Consider the following 18,241-nt stretch of genomic DNA (forward strand, 5'->3'; position numbering starts at 1 on the left):
AAGGTATGCCAGCAAAGCAGAAGAAAGCGATGCGCAGTACAGCTTATCTTGAAAAGGTATTGAATTTATAGTGTTTTTTCATGCTCTTGCCCTGGATGACAACCCTGAATAACAATATACCTTGATATGAATATTAACAAGTTAGAAAATAACGAGTATATTCATCTTAATATTATCTCATTGAGCATAATTTCAGTAGTAATATTATCTTTAATGGAAATTAAACTATGCACTTTTATAAACCAAGGCAGATTGGTGACAAGCATGTAATTAAAGTTGCTCAAGCATTAAATGAATATTTACAAGGAGAATTAATGCCTGATAAAAGTTCAATTAGTGGCGCGACAGCATTATATATTATTGATAAGCAGCCTACATTTGAATCCGTAATTAGCAAGTTTGAATATGAAAGACCAGATCAACACTCAGATTTAACTTTAGTTAAACCTGGAGGCGAAACTGTATTAGTTAACTTATACAAAATAAAAAATAATCAACACATACAGCCTAAAAATTTAGGGGCGAAAAGTTTTATTGAAAAATACTTTGGCTCTTTAGATTTACAAACTGAATTTAATAAAGATTTTGAGGATGTTTATCGTGATTACTTAGAAGGTATTATTACCACTGTGGGTGTACAACCTGATCCTTTAATGTCGATTCGTGATTTAAAGAAAATTGTACGATGTAACTACTCAAAATTCGAAAAAAACATAGACAAATATCGGTCGCGGTTACTTTATGAATTAAGAGAGAAATGCTTTTTTTTATTTTTAAAAGAGTACAACAGTAATAGCGGCTCAATTGAGAGTGCTTTTAATACTTTATTTATGACTGACTCATTCAATGTAGTCACACGATACCGAGATGACGAGTTGCTCAGAGTAGAAGAATTTTTAGTTAAAATTGGTAGCATCAAAAAGGTCAGTATATCAAAAGTCGGGATGAATTCTCTTGGTATTACCTCTGATAAAATAACACTGCTACTTCGCTTTAAGTTTGAAAGTAACCCTACAAGTTCAATCAAGCTGGCGACCAGCTTTGCAAAATCCTCAGATAAAGACACTACAGTTTCGGAGAATAGAAATTCAATTTCACTTTTTAAAAATGCTATCTCTAACAGGATGCTCATTGACATTAAATCCCGTGATAGCAATGCCATTGGAAAATGTGCTGAAGCCATTTTTTATTTCCAGTTTCTCAGTGATAATGATGCTATAAGGCAAGTTGATAAAAATAATTTCATTAATATGCTTAATACATATGCGAAAAATGTCCCGAATAAAGATCTAGACGATATTCTTTTATCGGTGGTACAAGCTACTAAAAAATTAGCTAATTTTATCATCGATAAGTATGGGTCACACACTATCGAATCAATAGAGCTAGTTCCTGAAAACTATTTAAAAAACCGATTAGATACCGCTGATTTAGAGCTTTTGCTTAATGTGTCTGGAAAATATATTACTGAGCCTATTTCGCTTAAAGCTATGGCTAAAAATACGGGAGAAATTATCTGTAAAAATCCGGGGGTTGGTAAAATAATGAGTTCAACTTATTTTAATCTCGATCAGAGGCACCTTTCCTCACTTGTTGATGAGGCAAAAAAAGATTTTAAAGATAATAAATTAGATCATCGAGAAGCTTTAGAATTCATCTCAGATAAAATTGCTTATCAACTTGTTAATGCACCACAAAGTAATTTAGTAAAAGGGCTTAAAGCAATACTCGGTGAGGCGTTAGTTATCGTTTTGTTTTATAACAGAAATCAATCTCTGATATTTGAGCACGACGAGCATATTTCAAATGTAACTGTTCATAGGAATACACCGAGTTTGATTCAAAATGGCCTGTCGTGGAGAAATGAAGATCATTTGGTAAGTATGAGAGTAAAATTTTCAAAAGGGCAAAGTTATGGGTGGAGCTCTTTAAAATTAGCCTGCTCATATAGTATAAGAGTGTGTTGACTTTTTAGTAGCTCGTCAGGGTCAGGCTTTTCTTTTTGCCATTTGTGATTATTGTATTGCTTATTTTATTGGAATATCAAGGCAGAGCATTGCATTATTACTTAACTGAATTTGAATAATTAAAATAACCGTGAGGCATTATTGAGTATTGCGATGTTGGTTTTTTTCTCTTTGGATCGTTTTACCTGCATTAATTTCGGGATAGATAACTTAAAAAATCACACCTTATTGGAGCTGCGCATTATTAGTATTGTGCTAAATTCAAGTTTTAATATTTATAATCGTAGCTCTAACGTAAAATATAAGAAGCACTTTAAACTAAGCCGTAGAGAGTGCCACAAATTATGACAAACCACTTTTAGGCTTAATACACCCCGTTAATTGCTAAGGAAAGCTTATGAAGACATTGTTTACTATAATTTTTGTATTAGTGTTTTTTGTCCCTGGTTTATTTTTAATATATGGGTCTATTTTTAGTATAATATTGCTGTTTATAGGTGACTACACTCGATTTTTTGGTATTGTTTTTAGTGTTGTTACAGGAGGGCTTGGTTTTTTTTCAGCGGCTCAGTTATTAAATAATTCCCTTGAGAAGAGTGCAAAAACAATGAAACCTTTATGGTTAAAATGGGGCTTGTTTTTTGGGTTGTCTTCTATTGTTTTTACATTAGTTAATTCACCAGACACTCCTAATGTTTTAATTTCTGTCTTGCTAATTCTTCCTATACCTTTTGTTTTAGTTTTAATGTATTTAAACAGACTCTATCTTTGGCAAGGGGCTAGCAAAAAACGTAATGGCTAAGTAGCTGATTATTTACTCGCTGATTTTAGCTTGTTACTCGCAATTATAGCCATTCATTAGTGCTTGGCAAAGTGTTATATGTTTTCAATAAATGGAGTTTTAAGATGAGAAAAGAGTTTCAGTTCAAAGTTAAAGGGCACGATATTAACGTTGTTAACTCATGGATTAGAGGGATAAAGCTGTATGTTAATGGTGATATTCGTGATCAAAACGCCAGTTTTTTTGCAAATCGTAAAATAGCGCTTTTATCTGCCAGTATTGGCGATATTGGCATTTTAGAAATCTATCCAGTTTCAACGTTAATTTCTGTAGAAATAGATGCATATTTAATTATAAATAACGCAAAGCAGTATGTTTACAGCTCACATAAACGTTTAAGTTTAGCTGAACAAAGAACCGCACAATAAACGTAACGTAAGCTGTTTAAGAATGCGCATATACGGTTGACTGCTTCGTTTATCAGCACACTAGCAAACTTAATTTAGCTTGTAGTAATGATTTATTTTGAAAAAATCTCTTATGTTCAATTTAAAGTTCATTAAAAATGAATGATGATAGTGAGCTAGCAATGACTTTGTATAAAAAAGGATTTTTGATAAAAGTATTTTTTGTGATTTACCTATCACTTTTACTTACGTCTTGTGATTCGTTTAAAGGAAATAGCAAACCCAAAAATCTATTGCTTATAGCTGCTGAAAGCTCAGAGTTAATAAACCGTGATGAATATAATGTACGATTAAACGCTATACCTAGTGCTATTAACCAAGAGAATTTATATTACATTTTATCCGATGTTTTCTTTATGGAAAAAGCCAGAAATAGCGTTATATCTATAAGTAAAAATAGCCACCAAGATTATTACGATGTGGTTATAATTTACGATGATGTGCCCGACGATGACTCCGTAAGTGGTTATCGATACGACATAAAAATACATCGTACTGATAATGATGAGTGGGAATTTATTGAGATAAGACAAAGCTGGCGCTGTTGGGAAGGTCGAGGTCACAGAGAGTTTAGTTCATCGGCTTGTGTATGACCCTAAAATATATTAATCACTAAGTTGGTGAGTTGTACTTTGGGTTGTATTTTTGATTGTACTCAAGGTAATTAGTTGATTACTACATAGGGAGAAGTTAGCAGGATGCGAATCATTAAAATTTTAGTATGGCTTAATCTTATATCGTTTATATTAATGCCATTATTTCGTTATTGCTTTTATAACTCTATGTATTTAGAGCCCAATGAGCCTTATGGTATTGCAGATGTGATTGAGCTGTTTTTAGGCTTTTGGTTCATGTTTGTAATTTTTATATCAGTAATTATATCGCTTTACTTAATGGTAAAAAAACACCCTAACAGAAAAAAACAAAGCGGGTTTTTAATCATGTTTTGTTTAGCGCTAGTAATGTTAGCTGACCCTTTGAGAAGCCTAGCTGCTCGCTTAGCGATATAATTGTTTATGTATGTATTTAAAATAAGTGCCTTTATTTTAAATACATACAACCAAGTACCTCATCAATAAAGTTTATAGCTATTCCCTTGCTTAAAATTACTCAAACCCTTTTACATAAAGTACGAGCGCGCTGTACATTACACTGAGTGCCTTTGTTACATCGCGGTCTATAACCGCTTCTGCTGGGTGATGGCTTATACCGCCTGGGCTGCGTATAAATAACATGCCAACGGGGCAAATAGGAGCGATTGCCATTGCATCGTGCCCAGCGCCTGAGGCAAGTGAAGGCGATGCTTGGTTATTGAGTTTGCATGCATTGGTGAATAAATGTTGAATAGTGGTGTCGCACGCAACGGCATCGGCGGCATGCGTCCATTGCCAATCAAGCGTTAAATTGCGTTTGCTTGCTATAGATTGAGCGCTGCTTTGTATGGCGCTTAGTAAATTAGCGAGATCGGTGTCGCTTTGTGCACGTGCGTCTAGGCTTATGGTTGTTTTACCTGCAATCACGTTTGTTGCACCGGGGCGAGATTGTATTTGCCCCACGGTTGCAACTTCGCCATTTTTAGCATTGTTTGCTAGTTTTTCAATTTCGGTTACTAATTCGGCGCAGCCTGCTAACGAATCCTGACGTAAATTCATAGGCGTAGTGCCTGCATGACCGCTTTGGCCTGTTAGGGTGATCATGGCGCGTTTTGCCCCTGCAATGGCCGTTACAACGCCTAACGCCTGATTAACCGATTCGAGCACCGGACCTTGCTCTATATGAGTTTCCCAGTAAGCTAGTAATTCGCTTTTATTTAGTGCGGTTTTTGCGTAGTCGTTGGGGTTTAAGCCAAAGTCGAGCATGGCTTGGCGCATAGTTATGCCGTTTGTGTCTTCAATGTTTAGCCACTGTGGGTCAAATTCGTTAGCGAGGGCTTTTGAGCCAATTAAAGTTGTGGCAAAGCGGGTGCCTTCTTCATCGCAAAAGCCCACTACATCTAAATGAAAGGGCAGGTCGAGCTTAAGCTTATTTGCAAGTGCTGCAATTTCTATCCCTAGTAGTACACCTAAAATACCATCAAACGCACCTGCATTTGGAACTGTGTCGAGGTGTGATCCTATAATTAAACGTTTAGCATGTGGGTTTGATGATTTTAGTCGCCCCCAAAGGTTGCCCACTTCGTCTTGCCACGATTGCATGCCTGCCTCAACCATCCATGATGCAGTAACGGCGTTACACTCTTTGTGCTCTTTTGATAAGTACACACGGTGAATGCCACCTTGCATTTGCGATAGTGTGCTGAGGGTTTTACAGCGAGATAAAGCGCGTGTTGCGTATTCATCAGCAAGTTCTTTGTTTAACAAAGGCTTTAAAAGGGGGCTTACAATCGTCATGCTAAATCCTTTTTTTATTTATAGTGAGCGAGGGCGGCAATGGCGGCTTCGCCTTTAGGGCCTTTGTAGCCATTGGCATGCAAGCAAGCGTCTAGGCTGGCAAGTGTTTGTAGTACGGTATCTTTTCGGGCGTTGTAGCCCATAGTGCCAATACGCCAAATTTTGCCATGAAGTGGTCCAAACGAGGTGCCAATTTCTATTCCAAAATCGGTTAGCATTTGTCCGCGTACGTGATCGGCATTAATGCCCTCGGGTATATAAACACCCAGTACGTTGTTCATTTTATGCGTTAAATCGCCAAATACATTTAAGCCCAGTGCTTGAATGCCCGTTAGCATGGCATCGCCATGTAATTTGTGGCGCGCTACGCAGTTATCTACGCCTTCTTCAATTACTATGCGGGCGCATTCTGAGGCGCAATACAGCATGCTGGTGGCTTCGGTATGATGATTTAGGCGCTCCTCTCCCCAGTAATTCATTATCATGCCTAAATCAAAATAGTTAGAGCGCACAAAGGGCTCTGTGCCGTCGATATGATCGGCTGTGCGAATACCAGCTTCTACCTTTTTACGTTTTTGGATCCACTCAGCGCATTTGTCGCTTAGTGTTAATGGCGCTGACCCAGAAGGACCGCCTAAACACTTTTGTAGGCCAACAGAAAGTGCATCGAGTTTCCACTCATCGGCAGGAAGTTCGTTACCCACAATAGATGCGGTGGCATCGCAATAAAATAGTACATCGTGCTTTTGGCAAATATCGCCAATATGCTCAAGAGGTTGGTTCATGGTGGTGGATGTATCGCCTTGTACCATGGCAAGTACATGGGGTTTTACATCAACAATGGCTTTTTCGATTTGTTCGGGGGTAAATACTTCGCCCCACGGTACTTCTATTGTGTGCACCTTTGCGCCAACGCGTTCTGCTATTTCAGCCAGTAAATGCCCAAAACGCCCCATAATTGGCACCAATACTTTATCGCCTGGGCGCAAAATAGAGCACAGCACGGCTTCAATCCCTGCGCGCGATGTGCCATCTATTAGCATGGTCCATTCGTTTTTGGTTTTAAAAATTTCGCGATAGCGCGCCATGGTTTCGTTCATAAAGCCGGTCATTACAGGGTCGTACTGACCTATAAGCTGCGCCGACATAGCACGTAAAACACGGGGATCTGCATTAATTGGACCTGGTCCCATTAATAAACGCTGTGGTGGGTTTAAGGTTTGAACTTGCGTGTTATTAAACATGTTTAGGCTCCCAGAGTCTGAATAAGCATGCGTATACCGGTTATCATTAAGACAACGGCAAAAGCGCGTTTTAGTTGTTTTTGATCCAGCTTACTACCAATTTTTACGCCAATAGGCGCAAATAAAATAGTTAGCGGAATAATAAGAAAAAAGGCCGGGAGGTTAACTAACCCCCACGTACCTAGGGGAGCATCGATTGGCGTTGTGCCAATACTTAATAAGGTAATTACGCCAGGTAGCGCAATTAATAAGCCAAAAACGGCCGCAGTACCTACCGCAACATGTGCGCGTACGTTAAATGCGTTTAGCATAGGTACGCCAATAGTACCGCCACCTATGCCAATCATGACCGACAAACCGCCTACAATACTTGCCATAATGCCTTGCCCAAATTTACCAGGTAGTTGTTTTACAAGTGCAGGTGCGCCGGCTCTAAATAACATGTTTAAACTGACTAAAATAGCAATACAGGCAAACATGAGTACTAATGCGTTACCGCGAACGGTATGAGCAATAATGCTACCCACAACCGCCATAACTAATATAAACGGTGCCCAATATTTTATTAGAGCAAGGTCAATATTGCCTTTGCTATGGTGCGAGCGAATAGATGAAAGCGAGGTAGGTACTATAGTGGCAAGTGATGTGGCGGTTGCTATCATCATTGCCGACTCTGGGCTTACGCCAAAACCTTGTAGCAGGAAGTACAGTACAGGCACGATAACAATACCGCCGCCTACGCCAAATAGTCCTGCTAAAATACCAGCAAAAATACCGGTTGCTATTAAGGCCACTACTATTGGCCATTGGTTAATTATTTCTGACATTGTGTTCCTGCTGTAGTTACTGTTGCACGTCCATTTGAACGAGGATCTGTTGCAGCTTCAAGGCTTGTAGGTGTATCTAAAATAGCCCCAGCGTGCCCCATCATCTCGTTATTATTATCAACGCTTACCCAATCGTGGTCACGTTGATTTAATTCATGTTCTATATGAGACGCTAAACTTTCTTCAATTTTTAAATTTGTACTTGTATCGCCCCATGTTCTTCCAAGTAACCACCGAGGGTCGCTAATTGCTTGGTTTATTGACTTATTTCGCCATGCATAACCTGCAAAAACAGCGGCTTGGGTTTGTGGTTGGCCTTCACCGCCCATTGTTCCGTAGGCAAGGCGACGACCATCGCTAAATTTTGCCATTGCAGGGTTAAGTGTGTGTGCAGGCTTTTTATTTGGGGCAAGGGCGTTAATATTGTTACTCGCATCAATATCTTCATTGCTTAAACTAAAGCTTAAACCTCGGTTATTCCACACAAAGCCGCCTTCGCTCATTAATATCCCGCTGCCAAATTCCCAGTAAATACTTTGAATAAAGCTTACTAATTGCCCGTTTTTATCTCTTGCAGCCATCCACACTGTATCGCCAGGCTCTGCGTTAAATGGCCACTTTTTGGCTTTACTCATATCAATATTGTTAGCAAGTTCGCTTAAGCGATCATCGGTTAGTGCGTTTTTATAATCATCCCCTAATATTTCAGGATCAGCCCAAAGAGTAGGGCGATGCGTAAAGCTTTGTTTAGTTGCCTCAACAATTAAGTGCGTCCAGTCGGCATCGGTTTTAGCTAAATGCTTTAACTTATTTACGGCACCAATTATTTGCAGCGAATGCACGCCCTGTGTTGGCGCGGGTAAGTTGTAGCAGTCAATACCACTTAGGTTTGCATTTAGCGGGGTAACTACTTCGGCTTGGGTACTTGCAATATCATCTGTGGTAATCGAGCTGCCTGCCTTGGCTAAATCAGCGGCAAATGAGTTGGCAAGTGCACCTTCATAAAATGCGTTTAAACCTTGTTTTGCTAAGTGCTCAAATGTTGCTGCAAGTTTAGGGTTTTTAAAATGCTGACCCGCTTGCAAGGGCTTACCATTGGGTATGTAAAGGTTTTTAAACGCGTCATTGGTATTTTCAACCGCCGCTAATTTTTCGCAGCCTGCTTGTAGGCTTTTTGTAACGGTAAAGCCCTCGCGAGCAAGCGCAATGGCAGGCGCTAAAATTTTTGAAAGTGGCAGTGCTGCGTGCTCATCAAGCTCAAGCGCTTTTTGCCAACCGCGTATTGTACCCGCTTGGGTCAGTGCGCTTAATCCGCCGCGCTCTGGTATTTGCGTGAGCGGGTTATACGCCGTTGTATTAGTTGCTGCGCGACCGCAGGCGTCAATAGCGGTAGGCGTTTTTTGGTTTGGGTTATCGATAAGCCAAAAGCTGTCGCCACCAATTGAGTTCATATGTGGATACACAACGCTAATAGCAGCGGCAGCCGCTACCATAGCCTCGGTAGCTGTACCGCCTTGTTTTAGTATATTTATACCCGCCTCAGTGGCCGAAAAATGAGACGCGGTAAATGCAATGTTGTGTGTGGTCATGCCGGTGTGTCCTGTTTAAAGTGTGCAGCTAGGTGCTTAACGCAAGCAAGTAGGCTTTTATCGTTACCGTGGGTCATCATTAATGAAAAACCATACGGATGATCATTTGCTAAATCAGCCAGCGGTAAATGCACTTGCGCTGAGCCACTAAGCCCTGCAATTGCCGAAAGTGTAATAATTTGCATGCGTAAGGCGCTTGTGTCGGCGCCTAATTTAGGTGCGGTTGTGGGGGTGGTGGGTAAAAATAAACAGCTGTGCTTATCTAAATTATTAGCCACGATTGCTTGCCACTCATGCTGTATTTTTAATGCTTCTTGTTCTTCTTGCTCGGTTAAAGCCAGTGCCATATTAAAACGTGCCGCAATTGCTGGCGCAAAATGAGAAAGCTGATCTGGGAGTTCAAGCCAGTCTCGGTGCGTTTTAGCAATCGCACGACCTTGTAATATTCTAAAGGTATCGGCAAGCTCACTTAGCAGGCTGCTTTTGGGGAGCTTAAAATCGATATGATGATTAAAATAAGGTTTGGTTTTTTCTAAAAGCTTACCCAGTGGGGCTTGTAAAGAGGGGTCAACGAGTTCAAAGAGTGCTTCGCACATAACCAGCGTATTTACTTTATTAATAGGTTGTTGTGGTAATAATACATCGCCAACGCTGCTTAATAGCTCGGCGCTTTGGGTAAGCCAACCTATGGTATCGAAAGGGGGAGCCAACGGTATTAGGCCGTCTTTTTCAATCACGTTATGGCTTGGCCTTATGCCATATAAACCACAATAGCTGGCGGGTATTCTAATTGAGCCGCCAGTGTCGGTACCTAAGCCAATATCGGCTAAGTTAGCAGCCACGGCTGCTGCCGAACCCATACTCGAACCACCGCAAGCATGCCCTTTTAATTTAGGATTTTGCGCAGCGCCATAATGTATATTATTACCCTCTAAGCTATAAGCCAGTTCGTCTGTGTGGGTAAAGCCTATAAAGTTACAACCAGCGGTCATGAGCTTATTAACCGAGCTTGCCGTATTTTGAGCCGGTTTAGCTGTTTTAAACCAATGTGGATTGCCTGCGCTGTTACGCTCGCCCTTTACTGCAAATACATCTTTTACGGCTAAGCGATTGTTTGCAAGTAGACCAGAGTGGTTTGTTTGCCACAGGGTAGAACCGTGATTGCAAAATATACTTTTGTTGTTTTTTTTATCACTCATTTGCAGCTCATTATTATAAAACTGACCAAGTACTTACTTATTAAGTTAAGAGTGATTAAAAAGCGGGCTGGTTATTATTGTTATGAATACCAATTTTATTAAAAACATGATCATTCTATCGGATTAAATAGCGCACTTACTTCGTTAAAAATTATTCATAGAGAACAACTATATGTCATAATTTTTTCCTTGTTATTACGCTATTTTCTTCGCGTTATAATAGATCACTAATTTAATGCAATTGGTATAACTCCGCTTTTTAATCGGTAGTTTTGATTTTATCGTGTTTAGACTAAGCAAGAGGAATGCCATAAATTAAAATCCTGTCCAATTGGTCAGGTTTTGGTGGGTTGTATGAGGTTTATAAATGCGGGCTATAAAAATAGTGACACTAAAATGAGTTAAAACAAACCAACTTGGTGCGAAGGTGCACCAAGTTGGTCTTTATTTATATGGTTTTGAGTGCTAAATAAGGGCCGTTTTACTGATGATTAAACCGTTAATATCGGCGTAAACCCAATCGTTAGGTTCTATGGTGGTGCTAAGCATGGTAATAACTTGGTTTTTATCACCAAAGCCGCGCTTTAAGGTACTACGCGGTGTAGAGCCTAGCGCCATTACAGGTAAGTTCATCGTGGCGAGTATTTCTATATCTCGGCAACAGCCATTTATTATTACGCCTTCCCAGCCATTACTTAAGGCACGCTCAGCCATAATATCGCCTATAAACGCAAAGCGTTTGCTCGCAAACCCGTTTATAACTAATACTTTACCTTCACCATTTTCATGCAATATATCGGCGGCAAAAGAGTTGTCTTCTGGGCAGGTAACGGTAACTACTTTGCCATAAAATGTGGTTTTTTTACCAAAGTGGTAAAGGCCGCTGTCTGCTACTTGTACGTTATCGCGATGATCGTCAAATAAATCGGGTGTAGTAAAGGATGTCATGGGTTAAGTCTCACTTTGCTCAGGTATTTTAAGACCAATACCTTTTAAAATTATGTGGGCAATTGATTGCGTAATCTGTGCCACATCGGTTTCGTCGTACTCTAATTTGTTCATTACGAGTAAAACCTCAGCCTGAAAGTCGGCGTAATATTGGGTGGTAGACCAAATAGTAAAGAGCAAATGGTAGGGATCAACTTTATCCATTTTATCTGCGTCCATCCATGCTTGAAGTACATCAACCTTTTGTTTAACCCAAGGGCGGGTATTGGTTCTAAAGTAGTTTTGTAAATAAGGTGCACCGCGCAGTATTTCACTGGCAAATAAGCGAGATTGCATTGGCTGATTTACGGCGAGTATTACTTTGCTTTTAATATAGTTATAAAGCACGGTAGCTGGATCGTCGTTAATTGTGACGTTATCGAGGCCCAAGTTCCAATTAGCTATTATGCGGTCGATCACAGACTCGTACAGACCATCTTTACTTTTAAAGTAATACAAAATATTAGCTTTTGGCACCTGCGCTTCTTTAGCAACCATGCTCATACTTGCTCCGTCGTAACCTAATTGCGAAAACAATTGCTCGGCGGCATCTAAAATTAATTTTTGGTTTTTCTCGCGTGTAACTTCTTTTTTATTTGGCTTTATTTGTGTGGTCATTATAGAGTTTGCGTGTTTAACGTATTGATTGATTGTAGCTTTACTGACCAAAAGGTCAATTACTAAAAAGGGTGATTATTAAAAGAAATGTGAGAGTTAAGCTATTAACTTTAATTGTTTAATTAAATAATTGCTGTTAGTTTAGCTGCAAATTTATAAGTAGTACTTTAGGTTTGATATGGGTTTTTTAAGCAAAAATAAATACACGCTTTATGGCGTAGCTGCAATATTACTATGGAGCTGCTTAGTTGCGTTACTTAGGGATGTGTCTGAGTTGTTTAGTCCTATTGGTGGCGCAGCAGCTATGTACACAGTAAGTGCTGTGTTTTTAATACTTGTTATGGGGCTACCTAAGTTAAAAGGGTTTTCTAAACGCTATTTAGTAATAGGTACTTTATTATTTGTATTTTATGAGGTGTGCTTGGCGCTCTCTATTGGTATGGCTAATAATAGGCATCAGGCCATGGAAATGGCGGTAATAAACTATTTATGGCCCACTCTCACTATTTTATTAACCATTATGGTAGGGCGCAAAAAAGTAAGTCTATGGGTTTATCCGAGTATGTTTGTTGCCTTTTTAGGGGTTGCTTGGTGTATTACCGGCGATCAAGAAATGTCGTTGGATACACTAACGACTAACTTTGCTGATAATCCAGCTACTTATTTAATGGCATTAGCAGCGGCGTTTATATGGGCTGTTTATTGCGTAGTAATGCAAAAGTTAAGTAATGGTAAAAATGCGATTACGTTGTTTTTTACTGTTACAGCAATGAGTTTGTGGGGGCAATATGGTTTTAGTAATGAGGCGCCATTAACGTTTTCACTCAGCTCAAGCATGACGTTATTATTAGCTGGTGTAGTCGTGGGGAGCGGTTATGCACTGTGGAATCAAGCTATTATTGGCGGTAACTTAATGCTGTTGGGTACGCTTTCGTACTTTACACCGGTGTTCTCTACTATTATTTCGGCGTTGTATTTATCTATTTCACTGAGCGCTTCGTTTTGGCAAGGGGTAGTACTGGTAACAGTGGGCTCGCTAATTTGCTACTTTGTAACGCGAGAAAAGCCTAAACGCACAGTAAACTAATCTATTTTAGTTAACTCTTTTAAGGTGCTGATATTTAATAGTTTATATTTTAAATCTAAATTTATACTTTTAATGAGGCGTGCAATACGCCTCATTAAGTTTTTCTTTATAATTTTGCCGGTATAACTGCATAGCTTACTGATTTATTTCTAACTTTTTTTGCACAATAATAAAATATTAATGCAAATACTGCAGCGCTAATATCAACAAAACCGCTTTGATAATATTTTAAAAAATCATCAGCTAATAAAGCCTGTATAAGTGTTGAAACCCCCATTCCAGCAGATAAAAATGCAATGCCGATTAGGCCCCAATAGCTAGCGTGGTGAGTTCCTTTAAAAAAGGTATAAGCAACAAAGGCAAAAAATACCAAATAGTAACTATAGAGATAGCTGTAATTTGCGTTACCCATATATTGGTTAGTCCATTTAGCTTGTAATAAAGTGGCAACCACTGCAATCATTGACCCTAAGCAAACACCAATTGTTAAATTTGCCATAAATCGTGTACTTCGTTTGTTGGCATCTTGTTTAAAGCGCTTGTCTAGCCATAATAAGTTACCAGAGTAAAATAAGAATGCGCCAAGTAGCCCCATAACAAAATACCCCCAACGTCCCCATTCACCTCCATAAGTACCAAAGTGAAGTGAAAAGAAACTTCCTACTATATTACCCCAAACACCATCATCTCCTTGCGGATAGCTTGAGTTAAGTACTTCTAATGTATAGGGGTGTAAGAATAAGTAGTCGGTATCAGGTCCGCGAACGACAGCGCTGCTATTACTCATTTTTAATGTTGCTGTCGGACTGTTTGTATTTAAACGACTAAATGTAATGTGAACTGGCTCATAACCTGGGGCGTAGTTTTTTGCCGCTAGGAGCTGCTTATTTATGCTTGGTAAGTTTGCAATATGATAATTATGTGCTGCTGGGGCAGGTCGTTGAAAAAAGGATTTATCGTCATAAAATGCTGATAGACCATCATAAACCAGATCATGAAATGCAAATACCACCACAGTAAACGCTATAATTAAATGAAAAGGCAAGCTGGCGATCCCAACTAAATTATGACTATCGAGCCAAAAGCGACTGGCGCCTTTTTCTTTTCGAATCGCAAAAAAGGTTTTTACAAGCGTAGGTAGTAAAATAATTACGCCAGACACCAATGCTAAAAAGTACAGCGCAGATGCTATACCGAGTATATATACGCCTGATTGGTCGTGCCCAATTTCGCCTGCAAACCCTGCGGTTCGATGTAAGTAATCTATTAAATCTGCAAGTTTATTCTCACTTTGTTGCTGTATTACAAGATCATTTTGCTGGTTTAGATAGAGTACCTGTAATTGATTATCAAGTTTCATCCCGCGCTCTTTACCTTGGCTATACCAAGATAGTGGCGCTTGATTTGTTAATAAATCGAGAGAAAAACCATTACCCATTTGCTCAGGGTACTTAGTTATTGCTTGATCAACTAATATTTGGTGATTGTTAGTGTGTGGTTTAGTCACTGGTGCACTGGCGGGGTTTGCCCACTGTGCTAATTCGTGTTTAAACATGGTTAAACTACCAGCATAAAAACCTATAAAAAGTACTAAACCTGCAATTATTCCTGTCCATGTATGCACGCCTTGGTAGGTACGCAAAATATCGGCTCTTACTCTCATAGCCAATTCCTTAAAATTATAAATAGACTATATAGCGTTATATTTAAGCCCCCAAGTGTCAGCCAAGCATTTTTTGCTGAACTAAACAGGTAGGTGAAGCTAAAAATAGTTAACCATAAAATGGGTATTATCCACATATTAAATTGCACTTTGTCGGGCGCATCTATGCCTCCCGCTCCGTACCATGCAAAAAAAGCAACGAGAATAAACGCTAGCGCTAGCCCTAAAAAACAACCAGCCAAACTTTTACCAAGCCAAGTTGGTTTTATTTTTTGCCTTTGTGCAGATGACATTATTTTACTTCCTTGTGTTTAATAAGGCTTACGAGCGGAATTATTATTAAAGCGAGCATTATCATTAAAATGATAAAAAATACGGCTGCCGCATTAGAAAAAACATATAAGGCTAATGGTATTGCAATAACAAAAAGGATAAATGCGAGCTTGCGCCAGCTTTTGTTAATGGGTTTGCTTAGAAGTCGTTGGTGGCGGTTACTAAGATAAAACAGGGATATAGCAGTAAATAAAATAAGAGAAAGGGTAAGTTGCAACATAAATTAAAACACTTGTTAATGATGTTACTATTCTAAATGATAACTAAACTCAATTGCAACAAGCGTGTGTTTATGCTATTTTTTCGAAAAATAAAACAACTATCCATAAAAGGAAATAACTGTGGTAGCTTCATTTAAGCTTAATAAACTTTCACTACTGATTACAAGCTCTTTATTGTTGGCTCAAAGCAATGCATTTGCTGATGAAACAAGTCGCGAATCAATAGATACAATTATTGTAACAGGCGAAAAAATCGAAAGGTCACTCAAAGATACGATTACATCGGTTGCAGTGGTAGATAAGTCACTATTAGAAAATGGACAACTAGGTTCTGTTTCAGAAGCTTTGGCAGAAATGGCAAATGTAGTGGTACTTACTGGAGCCGTGCCAGACATGCGCGGTGTGTCGGGTAATGGTGGTGCAACAGGTTTTAACTCATTTAGTGGTGGCTCTAAAGCAAGAGTATCAACGCTTGTTGATGGTGTAAGTCAGCCGTTTGTAGCTGATTTAACCGGTGATACAGGTTTGTGGGATATAGATCAAATAGCGGTATACCGTGGACCGCAGTCAACTAGCAATGGTCGTAATAGCATTGGTGGTGCAGTTTATATGACAACCAAAGCACCAACACAAGATTTTGAAGGTGCTGTACGCGTTGGGTATAGAAATCAAGATAGTTATCTTGATACAGCCGCGGTTGTTTCAGGGGCTTTAATTGAGGATGTACTAGCATTTCGTTTATCTACTCAATATGTAAATGGTGAAACCTTTAGCAACCCAACGATACATGAAACCAATCCAACAGATAAAAACTTAAATCAGCTTAATACCAGTAGTACGCGTGCAAAATTACTGTATACCCCAACAACAGATTTAGCTGTACAGCTAACTTACTCTACCTACAGTGAAGAGGGTAATACAGGTCGTAAGTATTTTGAAGGCGATGAGCCATTTGACTATGTACCTTTATTTCAGCGCGATATGGATACCCAGTCAGACACGACTCAGGTAAATATTGACTATAAAATAAATGATAACTTTTCGTTCGATATATTACTCGCATATATGGATTATGATTGGGGCTTCGAAGCATATGAGGCACTTGCCAGTGCTGAGTCTGATATTTTTATGGATGAAAAAAATATCACAATTGATAGTAAGTTAAACTTTGGCTTAAATAGTGATTTTTATTCGGGCTTTGTAGGTATTGCTTATTTTGACCGTGAACAAGACTTTAAAAGCGTTGGTGCAACCAATTATTTTGGTGACGATAGTAGTGACTCTAAAGCAATTTATGGCGAAACAAGCTTTGAGTTAACAAATGAGCTTACGTTAACAGCGGGGCTGCGAGTTGAGCGTGAAGAACAACTTCGTAATTTTGATATGGCTTTTGGTGGCAGCAGATTAGTTGAGCAATTAGATAATTCTAATACGATAAAACTACCTACGGTAGCTGTTCAATATAAAGTAACTAATAACACTACCTTATCGGCAAGTGCTCGTCGTGGTTATAACGCTGGTGGTGGTGCCTTAGATTTTGCTGCACAAGAATACTATTACTACGAGCAAGAATCAGTAAATACCTATGAAGTAGGCTCGCGTAGCGTACTAAATAATGGTGATTTAAATATTAGTGCTAATATTTTTTACAATAACTTTAATGGTTATCAAGCCTTAAGCTCAAGTCGAAAAATCACTAATATTGACGATGCGCATAGCTATGGCTTAGAACTTGAAGCATATAGCATGCTAGGTGAGCAATGGCAGTTACATGCAGGGCTAGGTTTATTAAAAACTAAAATAGATGAATCAGCGACTTATTCAGATGCAGTGGGTAACGAATTAAACTCAGCACCAGAGCTAACTGCAAGTTTAGGTTTATCGCATTGGTTTACTGATAGCTTAAAGTTAAATGTGAGCGCTAATTATGTAGACGATTACTATGGCGATTTAACTAATACAGAAGAGCGTGTTGCCGGAGGTTATACAATTACGCGTGCAACAATAAGCTATAACAGCGATCATTGGTTGGTGAGTGCTTTTATTAATAATGCATTAGATGAAGAAGCATTTACGTCAGTTGAGCCTGCAAGTGGTCGTTACCCAACGGGTTATGTTGCGGTAGTGAATCCTCAAACGTTAGGTGCTTCAGTAACGTATCGTTTTTAACATGTATTAATTAAGTAGTAAGACAGACTATTAAAATTAAGCAGTAAATTTTAATAAATAAAGTAGCCCTATTATTTTAGGGCTTTTTGTTGCGTGCAGTTTATTTTGCATTATTTACCTGTGCTAATAATTCAATAACTTTTTGTTGACCAAAGGTTTGTGCAAATTGCTCGGCTGTTTGACCTGCTTTGTTTTGATGCGCGTTATCGCAATCAAGTGATACAAGTGTTTTAGCTATACTAAATTCACCTCTAAAAATAGCAGCCATAAGCGCTGTGTTACCTCGGTTATCTTCTAAACAGGCATTAGCACCTAAGTGTAAAAGTGTGTTAACCGACTTTTTATTACCATGGTAAGTAGCAATCATTAACGCGGTGTAGCCTTTATTGTTGTAGCTGTCGATAGGAATACCAGCATCTACAAATTGCTCTATTACATCGGTATCGTTAGTACGTGCTGCAGCAAAGTAATAAGCAAATAAGCTTTGGTATTGCTCTTTTACCTGATCTTGTGTTTGTTCACTTGAGGTTTGAGTATTCGTATTTTGTGTAGTAGCAGTTGATTGAGCATAAGCGCTATTGCCAAAACTTAATAGTAGGGTAAATATAATTAATAAGTTACGCATAAAAATGACCTTTAAAAAAGAGGAAGAGATTTACTCTCTTCCTCATGGTTGTGGTTGCTTATGTAGCCGTTTGT

Annotated in this window: 16 protein-coding genes; 7 read left to right on the forward strand and 9 right to left on the reverse strand. The window is 39.0% G+C overall.

Annotated features, from left to right (window positions below; all coding sequences use genetic code 11):
• Positions 1-227: 227 nt before the first annotated feature.
• From GQR56_RS03485 to GQR56_RS03505, 5 genes are all read left to right on the forward strand, one after another.
• Entirely contained in the window at positions 228-1,967 is a 1,740-nt protein-coding gene (locus tag GQR56_RS03485) for a hypothetical protein (RefSeq protein WP_166109167.1), read from the forward strand.
• Between the two features lie 397 nt (positions 1,968-2,364).
• Entirely contained in the window at positions 2,365-2,769 is a 405-nt protein-coding gene (locus tag GQR56_RS03490) for a hypothetical protein (RefSeq protein WP_024609677.1), read from the forward strand.
• Positions 2,770-2,873: 104 nt separating this feature from the next.
• Complete coding sequence (locus GQR56_RS03495; protein WP_024609678.1) at positions 2,874-3,176, forward strand: hypothetical protein; 303 nt, start codon at positions 2,874-2,876, stop codon at positions 3,174-3,176.
• 137 nt (positions 3,177-3,313) lie between these two features.
• The gene (locus GQR56_RS03500) at positions 3,314-3,808 is read left to right on the forward strand and encodes a hypothetical protein (RefSeq protein WP_166109168.1); all 495 of its coding nucleotides are present in this window, start codon (positions 3,314-3,316) and stop codon (positions 3,806-3,808) included.
• Positions 3,809-3,913: 105 nt separating this feature from the next.
• Complete coding sequence (locus GQR56_RS03505; RefSeq protein ID WP_024609679.1) at positions 3,914-4,225, forward strand: hypothetical protein; 312 nt, start codon at positions 3,914-3,916, stop codon at positions 4,223-4,225.
• Positions 4,226-4,321: 96 nt separating this feature from the next.
• Here the strand turns inward: GQR56_RS03505 and GQR56_RS03510 are convergent, their stop codons facing one another.
• The 7 genes from GQR56_RS03510 to GQR56_RS03540 form a co-directional block, all read right to left on the reverse strand.
• Positions 4,322-5,605: an allantoate amidohydrolase gene (locus tag GQR56_RS03510; RefSeq protein WP_166109169.1), complete on the reverse strand. Its 1,284-nt coding sequence runs from the start codon at positions 5,603-5,605 to the stop codon at positions 4,322-4,324.
• Between the two features lie 14 nt (positions 5,606-5,619).
• Positions 5,620-6,849: an alanine--glyoxylate aminotransferase family protein gene (locus tag GQR56_RS03515; RefSeq protein ID WP_121954396.1), complete on the reverse strand. Its 1,230-nt coding sequence runs from the start codon at positions 6,847-6,849 to the stop codon at positions 5,620-5,622.
• Between the two features lie 2 nt (positions 6,850-6,851).
• On the reverse strand, positions 6,852-7,676 hold the full coding sequence (locus GQR56_RS03520; RefSeq protein ID WP_166109170.1) for a sulfite exporter TauE/SafE family protein: 825 nt from the start codon (positions 7,674-7,676) through the stop codon (positions 6,852-6,854).
• On the reverse strand, positions 7,664-9,265 hold the full coding sequence (locus GQR56_RS03525; protein WP_166109171.1) for a gamma-glutamyltransferase: 1,602 nt from the start codon (positions 9,263-9,265) through the stop codon (positions 7,664-7,666). The genes GQR56_RS03520 and GQR56_RS03525 overlap by 13 nt, the downstream gene beginning before the upstream one ends.
• Entirely contained in the window at positions 9,262-10,464 is a 1,203-nt protein-coding gene (locus GQR56_RS03530) for an amidase family protein (protein WP_166109172.1), read from the reverse strand. Before GQR56_RS03530 ends, GQR56_RS03525 begins: the two co-directional genes overlap by 4 nt.
• Positions 10,465-10,929: 465 nt before the next feature.
• On the reverse strand, positions 10,930-11,412 hold the full coding sequence (locus tag GQR56_RS03535; RefSeq protein ID WP_166109173.1) for a putative 4-hydroxy-4-methyl-2-oxoglutarate aldolase: 483 nt from the start codon (positions 11,410-11,412) through the stop codon (positions 10,930-10,932).
• Between the two features lie 3 nt (positions 11,413-11,415).
• Positions 11,416-12,069 (reverse strand): TetR/AcrR family transcriptional regulator, encoded by a 654-nt coding sequence (locus GQR56_RS03540; RefSeq protein ID WP_004334664.1) that lies wholly within the window; start codon positions 12,067-12,069, stop codon positions 11,416-11,418.
• A 178-nt stretch (positions 12,070-12,247) separates the two neighbouring features.
• On the opposite strand from GQR56_RS03540, the gene yddG reads away from it, so the two are divergent.
• Positions 12,248-13,156 (forward strand): aromatic amino acid DMT transporter YddG, encoded by a 909-nt coding sequence (yddG, locus tag GQR56_RS03545; RefSeq protein WP_166109174.1) that lies wholly within the window; start codon positions 12,248-12,250, stop codon positions 13,154-13,156.
• Positions 13,157-13,262: 106 nt separating this feature from the next.
• Here yddG and GQR56_RS03550 read toward each other — a convergent pair whose 3' ends face one another.
• A complete protein-coding gene (locus GQR56_RS03550) occupies positions 13,263-14,819 on the reverse strand; it encodes a PepSY-associated TM helix domain-containing protein (RefSeq protein ID WP_166109175.1) in 1,557 nt (518 codons plus the stop codon).
• A 674-nt stretch (positions 14,820-15,493) separates the two neighbouring features.
• On the opposite strand from GQR56_RS03550, the gene GQR56_RS03555 reads away from it, so the two are divergent.
• Positions 15,494-17,542: a TonB-dependent receptor gene (locus GQR56_RS03555; protein ID WP_166109176.1), complete on the forward strand. Its 2,049-nt coding sequence runs from the start codon at positions 15,494-15,496 to the stop codon at positions 17,540-17,542.
• Between the two features lie 100 nt (positions 17,543-17,642).
• On the opposite strand, the gene GQR56_RS03560 is transcribed toward GQR56_RS03555, so the two are convergent.
• The gene (locus GQR56_RS03560) at positions 17,643-18,167 is read right to left on the reverse strand and encodes an ankyrin repeat domain-containing protein (RefSeq protein WP_024610852.1); all 525 of its coding nucleotides are present in this window, start codon (positions 18,165-18,167) and stop codon (positions 17,643-17,645) included.
• Positions 18,168-18,241: the final 74 nt, after the last annotated feature.

Origin of the sequence: Pseudoalteromonas sp. Z9A5 (assembly GCF_011378875.1) — a bacterium.
Lineage (GTDB): Bacteria > Pseudomonadota > Gammaproteobacteria > Enterobacterales > Alteromonadaceae > Pseudoalteromonas.

Coding starts and splice junctions, on each gene's coding strand:
- GQR56_RS03485 (WP_166109167.1), top strand. CDS start 228: ATGCACTTTTATAAACCAAGGCAGATTGGTGACAAGCATGTAATTAAA.
- GQR56_RS03490 (WP_024609677.1), top strand. CDS start 2,365: ATGAAGACATTGTTTACTATAATTTTTGTATTAGTGTTTTTTGTCCCT.
- GQR56_RS03495 (WP_024609678.1), top strand. CDS start 2,874: ATGAGAAAAGAGTTTCAGTTCAAAGTTAAAGGGCACGATATTAACGTT.
- GQR56_RS03500 (WP_166109168.1), top strand. CDS start 3,314: ATGAATGATGATAGTGAGCTAGCAATGACTTTGTATAAAAAAGGATTT.
- GQR56_RS03505 (WP_024609679.1), top strand. CDS start 3,914: ATGCGAATCATTAAAATTTTAGTATGGCTTAATCTTATATCGTTTATA.
- GQR56_RS03510 (WP_166109169.1), bottom strand. CDS start 5,605: ATGACGATTGTAAGCCCCCTTTTAAAGCCTTTGTTAAACAAAGAACTT.
- GQR56_RS03515 (WP_121954396.1), bottom strand. CDS start 6,849: ATGTTTAATAACACGCAAGTTCAAACCTTAAACCCACCACAGCGTTTA.
- GQR56_RS03520 (WP_166109170.1), bottom strand. CDS start 7,676: ATGTCAGAAATAATTAACCAATGGCCAATAGTAGTGGCCTTAATAGCA.
- GQR56_RS03525 (WP_166109171.1), bottom strand. CDS start 9,265: ATGACCACACACAACATTGCATTTACCGCGTCTCATTTTTCGGCCACT.
- GQR56_RS03530 (WP_166109172.1), bottom strand. CDS start 10,464: ATGAGTGATAAAAAAAACAACAAAAGTATATTTTGCAATCACGGTTCT.
- GQR56_RS03535 (WP_166109173.1), bottom strand. CDS start 11,412: ATGACATCCTTTACTACACCCGATTTATTTGACGATCATCGCGATAAC.
- GQR56_RS03540 (WP_004334664.1), bottom strand. CDS start 12,069: ATGACCACACAAATAAAGCCAAATAAAAAAGAAGTTACACGCGAGAAA.
- yddG (WP_166109174.1), top strand. CDS start 12,248: ATGGGTTTTTTAAGCAAAAATAAATACACGCTTTATGGCGTAGCTGCA.
- GQR56_RS03550 (WP_166109175.1), bottom strand. CDS start 14,819: ATGAGAGTAAGAGCCGATATTTTGCGTACCTACCAAGGCGTGCATACA.
- GQR56_RS03560 (WP_024610852.1), bottom strand. CDS start 18,167: ATGCGTAACTTATTAATTATATTTACCCTACTATTAAGTTTTGGCAAT.